This window comes from Roseateles sp. NT4, from assembly GCF_051857475.1.
Classification (GTDB): Bacteria; Pseudomonadota; Gammaproteobacteria; order Burkholderiales; family Burkholderiaceae_C; genus Pelomonas.
On sequence record NZ_JBPZGZ010000005.1, the window covers coordinates 99043 to 114784 of the forward strand.

Annotated in this window: 13 protein-coding genes and 1 tRNA gene; 12 read left to right on the forward strand and 2 right to left on the reverse strand. The window is 68.3% G+C overall.

Translation table 11 applies throughout. The features are described 5' to 3' along the window. Positions 1 to 106 precede the first annotated feature (106 nt). The 3 genes from ACS5PN_RS26415 to ACS5PN_RS26425 are packed head-to-tail and all read left to right on the forward strand — an operon-like array spanning position 107 to position 4034. Positions 107 to 811, forward strand: a complete 705-nt coding sequence (locus ACS5PN_RS26415; RefSeq protein ID WP_439467021.1) for a SapC family protein — start codon at positions 107 to 109, stop codon at positions 809 to 811. A gap of 5 nt (positions 812 to 816) precedes the next feature. Next, on the forward strand, positions 817 to 1800 hold the full coding sequence (locus ACS5PN_RS26420; RefSeq protein ID WP_439467022.1) for a cupin-like domain-containing protein: 984 nt from the start codon (positions 817 to 819) through the stop codon (positions 1798 to 1800). An 8-nt stretch (positions 1801 to 1808) separates the two neighbouring features. Beyond that, on the forward strand, positions 1809 to 4034 hold the full coding sequence (locus ACS5PN_RS26425) for a DUF6445 family protein (protein WP_439467023.1): 2226 nt from the start codon (positions 1809 to 1811) through the stop codon (positions 4032 to 4034). Here the strand turns inward: ACS5PN_RS26425 and ACS5PN_RS26430 are convergent. Then, on the reverse strand, positions 4015 to 4662 hold the full coding sequence (locus ACS5PN_RS26430) for a glutathione S-transferase family protein (protein ID WP_439467024.1): 648 nt from the start codon (positions 4660 to 4662) through the stop codon (positions 4015 to 4017). The genes ACS5PN_RS26425 and ACS5PN_RS26430 overlap by 20 nt on opposite strands. A gap of 72 nt (positions 4663 to 4734) precedes the next feature. On the opposite strand from ACS5PN_RS26430, the gene ACS5PN_RS26435 reads away from it, so the two are divergent. From ACS5PN_RS26435 to ACS5PN_RS26470, 8 genes are all read left to right on the forward strand, one after another. Beyond that, the gene (locus ACS5PN_RS26435; RefSeq protein ID WP_439467025.1) at positions 4735 to 5553 is read left to right on the forward strand and encodes an AraC family transcriptional regulator; all 819 of its coding nucleotides are present in this window, start codon (positions 4735 to 4737) and stop codon (positions 5551 to 5553) included. A 7-nt stretch (positions 5554 to 5560) separates the two neighbouring features. Beyond that, entirely contained in the window at positions 5561 to 6487 is a 927-nt protein-coding gene (gene hemC, locus ACS5PN_RS26440; RefSeq protein ID WP_439467026.1) for a hydroxymethylbilane synthase, read from the forward strand. Continuing rightward, a complete protein-coding gene (locus ACS5PN_RS26445; protein ID WP_439467027.1) occupies positions 6484 to 7224 on the forward strand; it encodes a uroporphyrinogen-III synthase in 741 nt (246 codons plus the stop codon). Before hemC ends, ACS5PN_RS26445 begins: the two co-directional genes overlap by 4 nt. Before the next feature lie 16 nt (positions 7225 to 7240). After that, positions 7241 to 8374, forward strand: a complete 1134-nt coding sequence (locus ACS5PN_RS26450) for a uroporphyrinogen-III C-methyltransferase (RefSeq protein ID WP_439467028.1) — start codon at positions 7241 to 7243, stop codon at positions 8372 to 8374. Position 8375: 1 nt separating this feature from the next. After that, positions 8376 to 9623 carry a heme biosynthesis HemY N-terminal domain-containing protein gene (locus tag ACS5PN_RS26455; protein WP_439467029.1) on the forward strand — a complete coding sequence of 416 codons (1248 nt, stop codon included), beginning with the start codon at positions 8376 to 8378 and terminating at the stop codon, positions 9621 to 9623. Between the two features lie 81 nt (positions 9624 to 9704). Next, positions 9705 to 9781: transfer RNA gene (locus tag ACS5PN_RS26460), tRNA-Arg, on the forward strand. A gap of 344 nt (positions 9782 to 10125) precedes the next feature. Next, positions 10126 to 10746, forward strand: coding sequence for a carbohydrate binding domain-containing protein (locus ACS5PN_RS26465; protein ID WP_439467030.1), 621 nt, complete (start codon positions 10126 to 10128; stop codon positions 10744 to 10746). Between the two features lie 146 nt (positions 10747 to 10892). Next, positions 10893 to 14003: a S8 family serine peptidase gene (locus ACS5PN_RS26470; RefSeq protein WP_439467031.1), complete on the forward strand. Its 3111-nt coding sequence runs from the start codon at positions 10893 to 10895 to the stop codon at positions 14001 to 14003. Between the two features lie 63 nt (positions 14004 to 14066). Here the strand turns inward: ACS5PN_RS26470 and ACS5PN_RS26475 are convergent, their stop codons facing one another. Beyond that, a complete protein-coding gene (locus ACS5PN_RS26475; protein WP_439467032.1) occupies positions 14067 to 15095 on the reverse strand; it encodes a CaiB/BaiF CoA transferase family protein in 1029 nt (342 codons plus the stop codon). A gap of 14 nt (positions 15096 to 15109) precedes the next feature. Here ACS5PN_RS26475 and greB point away from each other — a divergent pair, with 14 nt between their 5' ends. Further along, positions 15110 to 15679 (forward strand): transcription elongation factor GreB, encoded by a 570-nt coding sequence (greB, locus tag ACS5PN_RS26480; protein ID WP_439467033.1) that lies wholly within the window; start codon positions 15110 to 15112, stop codon positions 15677 to 15679. The last annotated feature ends 63 nt before the right edge of the window (positions 15680 to 15742 follow it).

Here is a 15742-nt window from a genome sequence, read left to right on the forward strand (position 1 = left end):
GACGTCCGCCTCGGCCAAACTTCTTTGCAGAATTGCCTGGCCGTCGTGGCGCGTGACCGCAGGCCCGGCACCTATTCTTCGGGGTGTGCCCCCTAACGCTGAACCCATGCCGCAACTGCTCAACAACATCACGCACAAGGACCTGCGCATCGTCACCGAGCGCGGCGCACAGTGGGGCGACAACTTCATGTCGGCGCCCGTCACGGTGGACGAATTCCGCAGGGTGCAGGCGCATTACCCCATCGTCTTCCAGCCCGACGGCAAGGGTGGCTTCGTGCCCACCGCGCTGTTCGGCTTGCAGGAGGGCCAGAACCTGTTCCTGACGCCCAACCAGGACGGCTGGGACGCCGACTATCTGCCGCTGTCGGTGCAGCGCCTGCCGTTCTCCATCGGTGTCGCCGACGACGAGCTGCGCATGATGGTCGACATGGACAGCCGACGCATCAGCGACGGCGCGCGCGGCGAGGCCGTCTTCATGCCGCACGGCGGCACGACCGACTTCACCGAGAACGCCAACGCCGTGTTGCAGACGCTGCACGAGGGGCTGCAGGCGACGACCGAATTTGTCCAGGCTTTGATGGACCACGAACTGCTGGAGCCCTTCACGCTGGACGTCGAGCGCCCGGACGGCACGCATGGCCAGCTGGCGGGCTTCTACATCGTCCACGAGGAGCGCCTCGCCGCGCTGGACGCCGGCACGCTGGGCCTGCTGCATCAGGCCGACTATCTGCTGCCTCTCTACATGGCGATCGCTTCGCTGTCCAACTTCACGCCCTTGATCAAGCGCCACCTCGCCCGCGAGGCCGCCTGAGCCCGATGCTGGAGCGCAGCGACGTCCGCGCCGAGGCCATCCCGGCCGAGGTGCTGCAGTCCACCCGGCCCGTGCTGCTGCGCGGCCTGGTGCGGCACTGGCCGCTGGTGCAGGCGGCCGAGCGTTCGGACGCCGACTTCTGCGACTACCTGCGCCGCTTCGGCCCCGACACCCGGCTGGGCTTGTGGCGGGGCGGGCCGGAGATCGCCGGGCGCTTCTTCTACAACGACGATTTCAGCGGCTTCAATTTCCAGCGCGAGACCCAAACCTTCGGCGCGTTGCTGGACGAACTGCTGGCCGGCACGCCGGACGCCCTCTACCTCGGCTCCACCGAGATCGACAGCGCCTTTCCCGGCTTGGGCCGCGACAACCCGCTGCCCGCGTTGGCCGGATTGCATCCGCATGTCAGCCTGTGGCTGGGCAACCGCATGCAGGTGGCCACGCATTTCGACCTGCCCGACAACATCGCCTGCGTCGTCTCGGGCCGGCGGCGCTTCACGCTGTTCCCGCCGGACCAGGTGGCCAACCTCTACATCGGCCCGCTGGACCTGACGCCCGCCGGGCAGCCGGTCAGCCTGGTTGACGTGACGAAGCCCGATCTCGAGCGCTTCCCGCGCTATGCGCAGGCCCTCGAGCAGGTGCAGACCTTCGAACTGCTGCCCGGCGATGCCCTCTTCATCCCCAGCCAGTGGTGGCACAGCGTGCAGGCCCTGGAGCCCATCAGCGGCCTGGTCAACTTCTGGTGGCGGCAGTCGCCGGCCTTCATGGACACGCCGCTCAACACGCTGATGATGGCCCTGCTGTCGCTGCGCGACCTGCCGCCGGCCCAGCGCGATGCCTGGCGCGCGCTGTTCGACCACTACATCTTCGACGCCGATGAAGAGACGGCGGCCCACATCCCACCCGGGGGGCGCGGCATCCTGGCGCCCATGAACGACGACAGCGCGCGCCAGCTCCGCTCGATGCTGCTGAACCGACTGAAACGATAAGCCTTGCCATGACTCCCGCTTCCCGACCCATTCGCCGCATCGTCATCGCCGGCGGCGGCACCGCCGGCTGGATGGTGGCCGCCGGTCTCTCCAAATGCCTGGGCCAGCAGTACGAGATCCGCCTCGTCGAGTCCGAAGAGATCGGCACCGTCGGCGTCGGCGAGGCCACCATCCCGACCCTGCATTTCATGCATGAGATCCTGGACCTGGACGAGAAGGAATTCATCCAGGCCACCCAGGCCACCTTCAAGCTTGGCATCCAGTTCGACAACTGGCGCAACGTCGGCGAGCACTACTTCCATTCCTTCGGCAAGACCGGCAAGGGCCACTGGACGGCGGGCTTCCACCACTTCTGGCTGGAGGCCCGCAAGCGCGGCCTGGCCAGCGACTACGGCGACTACTGCCTGGAGCTGCGCGCGGCGATGGACAACCGCTTCGCGCTGCTGCCCGACAACGGCATCAATTACGCCTACCACTTCGACGCCACGCTGTACGGCCAATACCTGCGCCGCTTCTCCGAGGCCCTGGGCGTGCAGCGCATCGAGGGCAAAATCGTCAAGGTGCACACGCAAGAGGGCAGTGGCGACATCACGGGCATCGCGCTGGACAACGGGACCTTGGTCGAAGGCGAGTTCTTCATCGACTGCACCGGCATGCGTGCCCTGCTGATCGGCGAGACCCTGGGCGTCAAGTACGAGAGCTGGTCGCAATGGCTGCCTTGCGACAGTGCCCTGGCCGTGCAAACCACGTCCGTCGGCGAGCCCGTGCCCTACACCCGCTCCATCGCCCATCCCTGGGGCTGGCAATGGCGCATCCCGCTGCAGCACCGTGTCGGCAACGGCGTCGTCTTCAGCAGCCAGCACATCAGCGACGACGAGGCCAAGGCAGCCCTGCTTGCCAATGTGCAGGGCGAAGTGCTGCGCGAGCCGCGCGTCATCCGCTTCAAGCCCGGCCAGCGCGAGCAGGTCTGGAAGCAGAACTGCGTTGCCATCGGCCTGTCCAGCGGCTTCCTGGAACCGCTGGAGTCCACCAGCATCCACCTGATCCAGAAGGGCCTGACGCGCCTCGTCGAACTCTTCCCGACCGATGGCATCCGCCAGAGCGACATCGACGAATACAACAACCAGGCCCGCGATTCCATCGAGCACATCCGCGACTTCATCATCCTGCACTACCACGTCACCAACCGGGACGACTCGGCGTTCTGGCGCCAGTGCCGGGAGATGGACGTGCCAGCATCGCTGAAGCACCGCATCCAGCTCTTCCGCGACACGGCCCGCTTCGCGCCGCAGGCAGGTGATCTCTTCGCCGAGAACTCCTGGGTCCAGGTCATGATGGGCCAGGGCATCGTGCCGGCCAGCCACCATCCCATCACGCGGCAGATGGGCAACGCCGCCCTGGCCGACTTCCTGGGCGACATCCGCAAGGACGTGGCGCGCACCTTGATGAAGCTGCCCAGGCATCAGCAGTTCATCGATCATTTCTGCCCGGCGCCCAAGGTCGACGTGGGCGCGCCGGCCCAGCCGGGCTTGCGCATCAACCCTGACGCCAAGCTGCAGACGCTGACGCTGGCCAATGGCTCGCGCGTGTATGTCGTCGACGACTTCGCGCAGGAGCCCGAGGCGCTGGTCGCGCTGGCCCGGTCCATGGCATCGCGTTTCGAGGTGCCAGCGGGCCATCCCTATCCGGGCCCGCAGCTGGCCTTGCCTTACAGCAGCGTGGCGGAGCTGGACGCCTATTTCCAGCGCCGGCTCGGCACCGAGCTGGGCGCTGGCGCGTCGCTGGGCATGTTCGCGCGCTTCTCGCGGGTCACGCAGGAGGCGTCGACGCTGGATGCGCGGCAGCGCATCTGCCACCGCGATGACTCCGGCCTCGCCGCGGGCGAGATGGTTTGCGCCTCCGTCCATTACCTCTTCCGGGATGCCAGCCTCGGCGGCACGGTCTTCTTCCGCTCGCTGATGTCCGACAGCGAGACCCAGCAGTTCCGTCGCGACGCCGGCACGCTGGAGGCCAGCGCCTTCGGCGACAAATACGGCATCCCGCCGGGCTATATGACCGAGAGCAACCGCTACTTCGAGGTCATCGGCCGCGTGCCGGCGAAATGGAATCGAGCCATCTTCTACGACGGTGGCATCTTCCATTCCGGCGACATCCCCTGGGCGACGCCGGCGGCCTACCGCGAAGAGCCGGGCCGCCTCACCATCAACGCCTTCTTCAAGAGCCGTCGCCCCTGACGCGGGCCTGCGCCGCCGCCAGTTCGGCGTCCAGGGCTTGGGCCCGCCGGGCTGCCGGGCGGGAGCGCAGGCGCGCGGCATAGGCCTCCACGGCCGGTGTCGCCGGCATCATCTGGAAGGCCAGCATGTCGGCCAGGGCATGGCCCCACAGGAAGTCGGCCACCGTCAGGCGTTCGCCCAGCCACCAGGGCCGGCCATCGGCCAGTTGCTGCTGCACCAGCTGCACGACGCTGTCGAAGCTGCCATAGGGCGACCAGGATGGCGCGCAGTCCTCGCGCTTGAGGGCGCGGTCCGTCATGGCCGGCTCGAAGCAGGAGCCGTAGAACACCAGCCAGCGCAACAGGGCGCCGCGCAGCGGGTCGCCCACCGGCGGCACCAGGCCGCGTTCGGGATGGAGCTCGGCGAGGTAGAGGTAGATGGCCGCCTGCTCGGTGATGAGGACGCCCTCGTGCAGCAGCGCCGGCACCTTGCCCATCGGGTTGACGTCGAGGTAGGCGGGCTCGCGCTGCTGCTGGCGCGTCAGGTCGAGAACGTGCAGCTCGTGCTCGGCCTGCAGTTCCTCGATGAGGATGCGCACGCCGGCTGAGCGGCTGTTGGGGGCGTGGAAGAGGGTGACAAGACGCTTCATGAGGATGTCGGGTGGAGAGAAGAGGGCGCCGTTGTAGGCTGCGGCCCCCGCCGCCGTCTTGGAAAAACACGCATGACCGACACCAGCCCCTTGCGCGCCGTGACCAGCCGGGCCAAGGGCGTCGTCGACCCGGCCATGGCGCAGCGCAAGTTCCGCCTGGCTCGCTACGAGCCTGCGCCCGACCTGGCGCCGTTTCTGGACTACCACTGGATCGTCGAATGGGACCTGCGCGGCCAGCCCGACTTCGTGCAGCGCACCTTGCCCTATCCGGTCGTCAACATCGTCTTCGACGCCGAGCTGACCGCCATCTTTGGCGTCGTCAGTGGGTCGTATGAGCATCGCCTCACGGGTGCCAACCGCGGCCTCGGCCTGCGCTTTCGGCCGGGTGGCTTTCGCGGCCTGCTCGGGCGGCCGCTGCACACCATCACCGACATCCACCTGCCGCTGTCGGCCGTGCTGCCGTTGGATGACGTGCAGGCCGAGCGCGCGGTGCTGAGCCAGCCTGACGACGCCGGCATGATTGCCGCCGCCGAAAACCTGCTGCGCCCTTTGCTCGGCGAGCCCGACCCCAAGGTGGACCGGCTCAACGCGCTGCTGGTCCAGGCCCAGAGCGACCCCACGCTGACGCGCGTCGACGAACTGGCCGAGCGCGCCGGCGTCGGCATGCGGGCCCTGCAGGCCTGGTTCAGCGACTATGTGGGCGTCAGCCCCAAATGGGTCATCCGTCGCTACCGCCTGCACGAGGCCGCCGACCAGCTTGCCAGCGGCGCCGAGCTGGACCTGGCCGACCTGGCCCAGCGCCTGGGCTATTACGACCAGGCCCATCTGACGCGCGACTTCAGCCGCCTGGTGGGCAAGCCGCCCCAGGCCTACCGCAGCCCGCCTCGATAATCGCCAGATGACCACTTCCATCACCATCGCCACGCGCGAAAGCCGCCTGGCGCTGTGGCAGGCCGAGCATGTCCAGGCCCGCCTCGCCGACGAGCTCGGCATCACCGCCGCGCTGCTGGGCATGACGACGCGCGGCGACCAGATCCTCGACCGCACCCTGTCCAAGATCGGCGGCAAGGGCCTGTTCGTGAAGGAGCTGGAGGCCGCCCTGGCCGAAGGCCGCGCCCAACTGGCCGTGCATTCGCTGAAGGACGTGCCCATGGAGCTGCCCGAGGGCTTCGTGCTGGCCGCCGTGCTGGAGCGCGAAGACCCCCGCGACGCCTTCGTTTCCAATGACTACGCCTCCGTGGCTGAACTGCCCGAGGGCGCCGTCGTCGGCAGCTCCAGCCTGCGCCGCGTCACCCAGCTGCTCAGCCTGCGCCCCGACCTGCGCGTCGAGCCGCTGCGTGGCAATCTCGACACGCGCCTGCGCAAACTTGACGAGGGCGGTTATCACGCCATCGTGCTGGCCGCTGCCGGCCTGAAGCGCCTGGGCCTCGCCAACCGTGTGCGCGGCTATTTCGAAGTCGACCAGATGCTGCCTTGCGCAGGGCAGGGCGCCCTGGGGCTGGAGATCCGTGCCGATGACGTGGGCCTGGCCGAAGCGCTTGCCAAGCTCATCCACCTGCCGACGCTGCTGGCCTGCGAGGCCGAGCGCGCCGTCTCGCGTGCCCTGGGCGGCAGCTGCAGCCTGCCGCTGGCGGCCCATGCCCGGTGGCTCGATGGCAGCCTGCGCCTGGATGCCGCTTTGGGACATGTCGAGGCTCACACCTCGCCGCTGTTGCGCGCCACTGCTGCCGCCCCGGTGGCCGATGCCGCCGCCGCCCGTGCCCTGGGCCAGCAAGCGGCCGCCCGCCTGCGCGAACTGGGCGCCGGCTCCTACCTGCCTGGATGACGAAGTTGATCGTCACGCGCCCCCGGCCGCAATGCGCGGCCTGGCTGGCGCGTCTGGCTGAACTGGGCGTCAAGGCCGTGGCCTTGCCGCTCATCGAGATCCTGCCGGCCCGAGATCCGGCGCCGGTCGCGGCGGCCTGGGCGGGATTGGAGCAGGTGGATCTGGCCGTCTTCGTCAGCCCCAACGCCGTCGAGCAGTTCTTCCAGCATGCCGACCGCCCCTGGCCGACCGGCACGCTGGCGGCCTGCGTCGGGCCGGGCAGCGCGCAAGCGCTGATCGAGCACGGTGTACCGGCCGGGCAGGTCGTCCAGCCCGCCGCCGATGCAGCCAGCCTGGACTCCGAACACCTCTGGCAACAACTGTCACCGCGCCGCGCCTGGGCCGGTGCCCGCGTGCTGCTGTTGCGGGGCGACGGCGGGCGCGAGTGGCTGGCCGAGCGACTGAGCGCCGCAGGCGCACATGTCGAAGCCGTGACAACCTATCACCGCAGCGGCCCTCGCTTCGATGCCGCCGAACAGGCCCTGCTGGACGCCGTTCGCGCAGAGCCCACAGGCTTTGTGTGGCTGTTCAGCAGCGCGGAGGCGGTTGGCCATCTTCAACACCTGGCGCTGGCCGGACAGCGCGCCATCGCCACCCATGAGCGCATTGCCGAGGCCGCCCGCGCGGCTGGGTTCCATCCTGTGGTTTTGGCGCGACCGGCCCCTGAAGCGGTGACTCAGGCCCTGAAAGGCCTCTGACAGAATCTGGCGCACTGTGAGTGAGCCGATCCCTGTTGTCGCCGCGGCCGAGCCCGCCGCCCCGCCGCCCCCTTCCATCCCCGCTCTGCCGGTCTGGCTGCCATGGCTGCTGGCCCTGCTGGGCGCCGCCGTGGTGCTCTGCGTCGTGCTGGCCTGGCAGAGCCTGTCGCGCCAGCAGTCGCTGGAGCAGGAGCTGGTGCGCCGCCAGGAGGCCAGCCAGGCCCAGGCCGCCGAGGCGCGCCTGGCCGCCAAGCAGTCGGCCGAGCTGGTGCGTGACACGGCCGCCAAGGTCTCGCTGCTGGATGCCCGCCTGGCCGAGGTGGCCCTGCAGCGCGGCCAACTGGAGGAGCTGATCCAGTCCATGTCCCGCTCGCGCGACGAGAACGTCGTCGGCGACATCGAGGCCGCCATCCGGGTGGCCCTGCAGCAGACCCAGATCACCGGCAGCGCCGAACCCCTGGTCGCCACGCTGAAGCAGGCCGACGAGCGCCTGCTGCGCTACAAGCAGCCGCGCATGGAAGGCGTGCGCCGCGCCGTCGCGCGTGACCTGGACCGCGTCAAGGCGGTCGCCGTCGTCGACGTGTCGACGCTCACCATCAAGCTCGACGAAGTCGTGCGCATGGCGGATGAACTGGCCCTGGTGTCGAGCAACGAGGCGGCGCCCAAGCCGCGCGATGAGCGCAACGGTGATGCCGCCAAGGAGCGTGATCGCGTTGCACGGCTGCAGCGCGAGCAGGCGGCGGCCGCCGCCGACGGCAAGCTGGCCCTGTGGTGGTGGCAGGCCAGCCAACAACTGTCGAGCTGGACCGGCCTGGTCTGGGGTGAAGCCAAGACCCTGCTGCGCGTGACGCGCATCGACCATCCCGAAGCGGCGCTGATCTCGCCTGACCAGAGCTTCTTCCTGCGCGAGAACCTCAAGCTGCGCCTGCTCAACGCCCGGCTGGCCCTGCTGAGCCGCCAGTTCGACACGGCACAAAGCGATCTGCGTGACAGCCAGGAGATGCTGAACCGCTACTTCGACACGCGCTCGCGCAAGGTCAGTGCGGTGACGGAGTTGCTGCGCCAGGTCGCCGGCCAGGCGCGCCAGGTCACCGTGCCCCGACCCGACGACACCCTCGCCGCCTTGACGGCCGCAGCGGCTGGACGCTGACATGCGCTTGGTCATCTGGCTGGTCCTGCTTTTCGTCGTCGCCGTCGTCGCGGCCCTGACCCTGGGCAGCAACGACGGTCTTGCCAGCTTCTACTGGGCCGGCTGGCGCCTGGACATCTCTCTCAACCTCTTCCTGCTGCTGCTGGTGGCGAGCTGCTTCGCCCTGGTCACGGCCATCCAGGCCATCGAGGCGCTGACGACCCTGCCCAAGCGCGCCCGTGAGTGGCGGCTGGCTCAGCGCGAGCGCAGCGCCCAGTTGGCCCTGCGAGAGGCCCTGGTCGAGCTTTTCGGTGCGCGCTTCAGCCGTGCCCAGAAGGCCGCCCAAAAGGCGCTCAACATCCAGTCCGCCACGCCCGAGCTGGCGGCCGACCAGTCCTTCATGGCCCTGGCCCATCTGCTGGCCGCAGCCAGTGCCCACCGCCTGCAGGACCGCCGCCACCGCGACGAACAGCTGGCCCGCGCCCTGGACCTGGCCCATCGCACCGGTGGCGCGCGCGCCCAGGAAGACGGCGCCCGCCTGCTGGCCGCCGAATGGGCGCTGGACGACCGCGATGCCACGCGTGCCCTCAGCGTGCTCGGTGAGCTGGCGCCCGGCGTCGCCCGCCGCACCCAGGCCCTGCGCCTGCGCCTGCAGGCCTCGCGGTTGGCGCGCCAGCCACTGGATGCGCTGCGCACCGCGCGCCTGCTCGCCAAGCACCAGGCTTTCTCCAAGGTGGCGGCCCAGGGGCTGTTGCGGTCTCTGGCCTTCGAGGCCCTGGACGGCGCCCGCGACGTCGATCAACTGCGCTCCGTCTGGCAGCAGCTGGACCCCGCCGATCGTCGCGACCCTCTCGTCGCTGCGCGTGCTGCCCAATGTGCCGGTCAGCTCGGGGCGCCTGATGACGGCCGCGGCTGGCTGCGCCCCTTCTTCGACGACCTGGCCGAACTGCAGTCCGACGACCGCGTGGCGCTTGCCAATGCGCTGGTGCCGGTGCTGGCCGGCTGCGGGCCGGACTGGTTGCAGCGCCTGGAGTCGGCCCAGTCGCGTTTCCCGCGCGAGCGCGCCCTGGCCTATGCGCTGGGTCACGCGCTGGCCGAGCGTCAGCTCTGGGGCAAGGCGCGGCTGATGCTGGAGGCTGCTGCCGACGACGTGACCATGGCGGCAGCGGCGCGCCGCCGCAGCTGGCTGGCGCTGGCGGCATTGGCCGAACAGGAGGGCGACGAGGGCCGTCGTGCACGCTGCTTCGAGGCTGCCGCGCGCCTCCCCTGAAGGGCGTTTTCAAAACAATTGCTAAAAAAACCTCGAAGTCTTGCCGGACCCCGAAAAATCTGGCTATACTGTGAGGCTTCAGCGGCTGTAGCTCAGTTGGATAGAGTACTTGGCTACGAACCAAGGGGTCGTGGGTTCGAATCCTGCCAGCCGCACCATAATAAAAAGAGAATCAACGGGTTAGATGCGAAAGCGTCTAACCCGTTTTCCGTTTCTGGGTTTGTGTTTGCATAGCGGCGACGCCGGCGTTCTGCTGCGATATCCGCAAACTCTCCCTCTTTGCTGAAGCCGCGCAGGCGATGCCTCGCGACCTCGTCAAGCACCCCCGGGAAGACCCCCGTGTCGGCGGCGCTTACAACGAGCGAGTTACTTCAGATCGACGCTGCTGGCAAGTGATTGATTTCACGAATCAATCGCCTTGCGGCTCAATTTTTGCTTTTAGACCTGCATCGGAAGCTTGCCTCCGACATTTCGCAGGGCGTCTCGCGCTGTGCGGGTACGCATGCAATTCAGCCAACACTCCTCATGGGAAAGGTCGATCATGTCGTCTCGAACAACAAGATTACTTGCCAGCAGTTGGGTCGCGGCCGCACTGTTTGCCACCAGCGCGGCGCATGCCAACCTCGTGACGAACAGCGGCTTCGAAACGGGAGATTTGATGGGATGGTCCAGCGTGACCGATCCTTTTTATGACGGCGTAGACGGAAATGCCCCGCACGATGGCAGCTACGCCGCCTTCTTTGGTGGAGCCGGCAGTTCCATCACCCAGACGATCGCCACGGTCGCGGGCGCCACCTACAAGATTTCGTTCTGGCTTCAATCGGAAGCTGACGTGACCGGCGCAGCCGGCAACAACGCCTTCAGCGTCGACTTTGGCTCGCCCACCGGCCTGAGCCTCACGAATGTCGGTGCCTTCGGCTACACCTACTACGAAATCCTCTTCGCCGCGTCAGGCGCATCGACCGATCTGACCTTCAACTTCAGCCAAGGGCCTGCCTTCTGGGACCTGGACTCGGTCAGCGTCACCCTCCCTGAGCCCGGCAGCATGGCCTTGCTGGCCGCGGCGGGCGTGGGGGGCATTGCGGCCTCCAGGCGCCGCAAGCAGGCCGACACCAGCGCCTGACGAGTTTGAAGACCGACGCCGGGCTCAGTGCCCGGCTTTGCTTTTGGTGCTGCCGACTCCGCCGCGGGGTCGCAGCAGGCTGCAGCACTTCGCTGCTCGGTGATCAGGAAGCCCGTGGGGCATCCCACGGCCAACAGGAGCGAGAAATGTCTACTAGCGTTGTTCGCAAGTCGGCCATCAGCGCCGCCATCGCCATACTGGGTTCAACCATCGGCGCCTCGTCGATGGCCCAGGAAGCCTTTCAACCCGTCGGCAGCGATGCCGCCCTGGACCAGGGCTTCGTCCAGCGGGCCAATGAAACCCAGCTCACCACGGTGATGGTGATGCTGTCCGGCGACTCGGTCGTCAAGATGGAGCACCGGCTCGGCCGGCGCATGGAGCGCGGCGAGCGCGAAGCCGTTGCCAATGCCCGCAGGGCCGATCAGGACACCATGAGGCCGCACATCGAGCGTCTGGGCGGCAAGGTGCTGGCCCGCCTGCAGAACGCGCTCAACGGCATCAAGATCCAGGTGCCCAAGAACCGCATCGCGGCATTGCGCCGGCTGCCCGGCGTCGTCGACGTCAAGGCGGTCGGCACCTACAGCCGCTTGAACGCCAACGAAGTGCAGCTGGGCGGCGGACCGGCCGCCTGGCAGTCGACGCTGGGTGCCTTCCAGGGCCAAGGCGTCAAGATCGCCATCATCGATACCGGCATCGACTACACCCATGCCAACTTCGGTGGCCCGGGCACCGTGGCCGCCTACAACACGGCGCGGGCCAGCAGTGCGCTGGCCCCCGATCCCAGCCTCGTCGGCCCGGGTGCTCCCAAGGTCAAGGGCGGCATCGACCTGGTCGGTGACGCCTATACCGGCGGCAACACGCCGGTGCCCGATCCCAATCCGCTGGATTGCCGCTTCAACGAGGGCGACACCGTCGGCCACGGCAGCCATGTGGCCGGCACGGCGACCGGCCTGGGCGTGCTGACCAATGGGCAGACCTATACCGGCAGCTACAGCGCGTCGGCCTATGCGTCCAACAGCTTCCTCATCGGCCCGGGCATGGCACCCAAGGCTGACCTCTACTTCGCCCGCGTCTTCGGTTGCAACGGCAACACCAATGTCGTGGCCGAGGCCATCGACTGGGCAGTGGCCCAGGGTGTGGACGTCATCAGCATGTCGCTGGGGTCCAACTTCGGCAATGTCGGCAATACGGACGGCGGCAGCATGGCCGAGGCGCAGGCCGTTGCCGATGCGACGGCGGCTGGCATCATCGTCGTCGCGGCCTCCGGCAATGCCGGGCCGACGCCCTACATCACCAGCGCTCCGGGCGTCTTCGACGGTGCGATCTCGGTGGCAGCCACCGACGCGCTGGCCGGCATCCCGACCGCGAAGCTGGCGCTGGCCGGCGGCGCCAACATCACGGTGCAGAACTCCAATGGCGCATCCTTCACCAACGGCAGCAGCTATGCGATCCGCGTGCTGCGCAATCCCGACGGCACCGTTTCCCTGGGCTGCAATCCCAACGAATACGACCCGGCCGTGACCGGTGTCAGCCTGGCCGGCAAGATCGTCGTGACCGCGCGCGGCACTTGCGCCCGCACCTTCCGCGCCGGTGCAGCCCAGCACTTCGGCGCTGCCGCTGCGGCGCTGATCAACAACGCGGCCGGTTTCCCGGCCTATGAGGGACCCATCCCGGGCGGCGCGGCCGACCCGAACTCGGGCAACATCTACGAACCGGTGTCCATTCCGTTCTTCGGGGTGGCGCTGGCCGATGCGAACACCCTCGCCGGACCGACCGGTGGGCCGGCACCCGCCACCGCGGCGGCAACGAACACCGGCATCAATCCAAATGCGGGCTTCGAGAAGATCGCCAGCTTCTCGTCGGCCGGGCCGCGCATCGGCGACAGCTCGCTGCGCCCGGGCGTGACGGCGCCTGGCGTCGCCGTGGTGTCGGTGGCCTCGGGCACGGGCAACAGCTCGCAGGTGCTGTCCGGCACCTCGATGGCCACGCCACTGGTCGCCGGCGTCGCCGCGCTGGCCAAGCAGGCCCACCCAGGCTGGTCGCAGCCCGACCTGCGGGCCGCCATCGTGCAGACGGCGGCGCCCAACATGATGCTGGACATGCTGCAGCGCAATGAAGGCGGCGGCCTGGTCCAAGCCCAGCCGGCCACGGCCACGCAGGCCATCGTGCGCATGCCCAGCGAAAGCGTGGGTTTCGGCTTCGCCGACCTGCTGGCCGACTTCAGCATGACCAAGAACATGACGGTGCACAACGCCGCTACCAAGGCGGTGCAGTTCAACATCACCGCGGTGAAGAACTCCGGTCCGGCGGGCGCGGCCATTACCGTGCCGGCCTCGGTCATCGTCAACGCCAACAGCGACGCCATCGTCCCGGTGCGCCTGGATGTGCCGGCCGCCTCCATGGGCGGCGGCACGGGCTTCCAGGACGTCGGCGGCTATATCCAGCTGACGCCGGCCAACTCGCGCATGAACGCCAACGTCAAGCTGTCGGTGCCCTTCTACATGGTGGGCCACAGCCGCTCCAATGTGGACGTTGGCGTGACGGGCAACACGATGAACTTCACCAATGCGGGTGGTGTGATTTCCTCCACCCCGACCTTCTTCACGTGGGGCCTGTCGCAGCCAGCGCCGCAGGGCATCCAGCAGGTCGATGTGCGGGCCGTCGGTGCGCGGCTGTCGGGTACCAACGTCATCTTCGGCGTCAACACGCACAACCGTACGTCGACGACGCTGGCCTCGCAGGAGTTCGACATCTGCATCGACACCAGCGGCGGCCCCGGCTTCACGCCGAACAAGGTGTTGATCGGCATCAATGGCTCGCTGCTCAGCAGCAGCCTGGCGGTCTCGCAGTACGCGACGGCGATCTTCCCGACCGACGCCAACTGCAACATCAATGGCGGCGGGTCGTTGCTGTTCACGGTGACGCAGCCGACCGATAACTCGACCTTGCAGCTGCCGGTGCCGCGCGCCGGCGCTGCCGGCCTGGGTCTGACGGCCGCTCAGCCGCGCTTCAAGTACGTGGTACGCTACTTCGGCACCGATGGCATGGGTGCGCAGATGCCCGGCATCGGCAGCTTCAATGCCTTCTCGCCGGCCATCAGCTTCGGTGCTGCACCGACGGTGGCAGTCAATGGCACGGGCTCGGCGACCTTCACGGTCAACAGCGCCGAGCTGGCCAACACGCCGGCCCTGGGCGTCATGGTCACCATGCCCGACAACGTGTCCGGCGCTGCCCAGGCGAAGTTGTTGAACTTCTGAGCGAAGCGCCTCGCCATTTCATCCCAGTCGACGCCTCGGAGTTCGCTCCGGGGCGTTTTTCGTTCAGCGACTGAAGCGCGGCGCGGTGGCCGGCTGCCAATGGCCGTCCTCGGACTGCTGGAAGCTGGCCCGGGCTTGCGCGTGCGGGTGCAGCGGCGCCTCGGCCAAGCTCAGCACAGGGGCGAAGCAGACATTCGTGCCTTCCAGCAGGGCTGTCCACTCGTCTCGCGTCTTCTCGCGAAGGCGTGCAGCCACGCGTTCGCGCAGGGCCGGCCACTGGCGGCGGTCGTGCTGGGCTGAGGGAGGGACATCGTCAAAGCCCAATCGCTGCAGCAGCTCGGCGTAGAACTGCGGCTCCAGCGCGCCCAGGGACACGAAGCGGCCGTCGGCGCATTCGAAGCAGTCGTAGAAGGGCGAGCTGTGCAGGAAGAAGTTCTGTGCCGGCTCGTCGCTCCAGCGCCCGGCCGCGCGCAGCGAGTGCATCAGCGTGGACAGCAGGCCCACGCCGTCCACCATGGCCGCGTCGACGACCTGGCCCCGGCCGCTGCGCTGGGCTTCCCACAGCGCGGCCATCAATCCAAAAGCGAGGAACATCGCGCCGCCGCCCATGTCGCCGATCATCGTGACCGGGATGCTGGGGGCCACGCCGGCGCGCGTCGCGGCCGATAGCACGCCGGTCAGCGCGACATAGTTGATGTCATGCCCCGCCGCCTGGGCCAGCGGGCCGGTCTGGCCCCAGCCCGTCACGCGGCCGTACACGAGGCGGGGGTTGCCGGCCTTGAACACATCCGGCCCCAGGCCCAGGCGCTCCATGACGCCGGGCCGAAAGCCTTCGATCAGCGCGTCCGCGCCTTCGATGAGGCGCTTCGCCTCGGCCAGGCCCTCGGGCGTCTTCAGGTCCAGGTAGACGCGCCGTTTGCCGCGGTCCAGGGTCTTGCCCATGTCCAGCACCTGGCCACCCGGGCGTTCGATGACGAGCACATCGGCGCCATGGTCGGCCAGCAGCATGCCGGCCATCGGGCAGGGGCCGATGCCGGCCATTTCGATGACACGCAGGCCCGTCAGGGGGCCGGTGGAGGAGGGCGCTTGCATCGGACAATGCTCGCATGAACAAGGCCTTCACCAAGGAATCCGATTCGGCCGACGATGACGACGGCGACGGCCCTTCGCTGCCCGCTCTGCCGGCCGGTACGCGCAACTACATGACACCGGGCGGCTACGCGCGGCTGCGCGCCGAGTTCATGCAGCTCATCGATGTCGAGCGGCCCAAGATGGTCGAGACCGTGTCCTGGGCCGCCAAGAACGGCGACCGCTCGGAAAACGGCGACTACCTCTACGGCAAGAAGCGGCTGCGCGAGATCGACCGCCGCCTACGCTTCCTGACCAAGCGCCTGGACATCGCCGAGGTCGTCGACCCCAGTGCCCACCATGGCAGCGAGCAAATCTTTTTCGGCGCGACGGTGACCTATGCCACCGCGAAGGGCGACGAGAAGACCATCACCATCAAGGGCATCGACGAGTCCGACAGCCTGGCCGGCGAGGTCAGCTGGATTTCTCCTATCGCCCGCACCCTGCTGAAGGCGCGCGTCGGCGACGAACTCAACCTCGTCACGCCGGTGGGCGTCGAGAAGATCGAAGTCGTCGAGGTCAGCTACCCGGCACCGCTAGCGACCTGACCCTCTCGGGCCGAGCGACGGGCCGCCCCTAGCCGGCCCGGCTGGCGATGTTGCCCGGGTTCA

What these genes read in the sequence shown, in the direction of transcription:
- ACS5PN_RS26415 (WP_439467021.1), top strand. Translation starts at nt 107, where the DNA reads ATGCCGCAACTGCTCAACAACATCACGCACAAGGACCTGCGCATCGTC.
- ACS5PN_RS26420 (WP_439467022.1), top strand. Translation starts at nt 817, where the DNA reads ATGCTGGAGCGCAGCGACGTCCGCGCCGAGGCCATCCCGGCCGAGGTG.
- ACS5PN_RS26425 (WP_439467023.1), top strand. Translation starts at nt 1,809, where the DNA reads ATGACTCCCGCTTCCCGACCCATTCGCCGCATCGTCATCGCCGGCGGC.
- ACS5PN_RS26430 (WP_439467024.1), bottom strand. Translation starts at nt 4,662, where the DNA reads ATGAAGCGTCTTGTCACCCTCTTCCACGCCCCCAACAGCCGCTCAGCC.
- ACS5PN_RS26435 (WP_439467025.1), top strand. Translation starts at nt 4,735, where the DNA reads ATGACCGACACCAGCCCCTTGCGCGCCGTGACCAGCCGGGCCAAGGGC.
- hemC (WP_439467026.1), top strand. Translation starts at nt 5,561, where the DNA reads ATGACCACTTCCATCACCATCGCCACGCGCGAAAGCCGCCTGGCGCTG.
- ACS5PN_RS26445 (WP_439467027.1), top strand. Translation starts at nt 6,484, where the DNA reads ATGACGAAGTTGATCGTCACGCGCCCCCGGCCGCAATGCGCGGCCTGG.
- ACS5PN_RS26455 (WP_439467029.1), top strand. Translation starts at nt 8,376, where the DNA reads ATGCGCTTGGTCATCTGGCTGGTCCTGCTTTTCGTCGTCGCCGTCGTC.
- ACS5PN_RS26465 (WP_439467030.1), top strand. Translation starts at nt 10,126, where the DNA reads ATGCAATTCAGCCAACACTCCTCATGGGAAAGGTCGATCATGTCGTCT.
- ACS5PN_RS26470 (WP_439467031.1), top strand. Translation starts at nt 10,893, where the DNA reads ATGTCTACTAGCGTTGTTCGCAAGTCGGCCATCAGCGCCGCCATCGCC.
- ACS5PN_RS26475 (WP_439467032.1), bottom strand. Translation starts at nt 15,095, where the DNA reads ATGCAAGCGCCCTCCTCCACCGGCCCCCTGACGGGCCTGCGTGTCATC.
- greB (WP_439467033.1), top strand. Translation starts at nt 15,110, where the DNA reads ATGAACAAGGCCTTCACCAAGGAATCCGATTCGGCCGACGATGACGAC.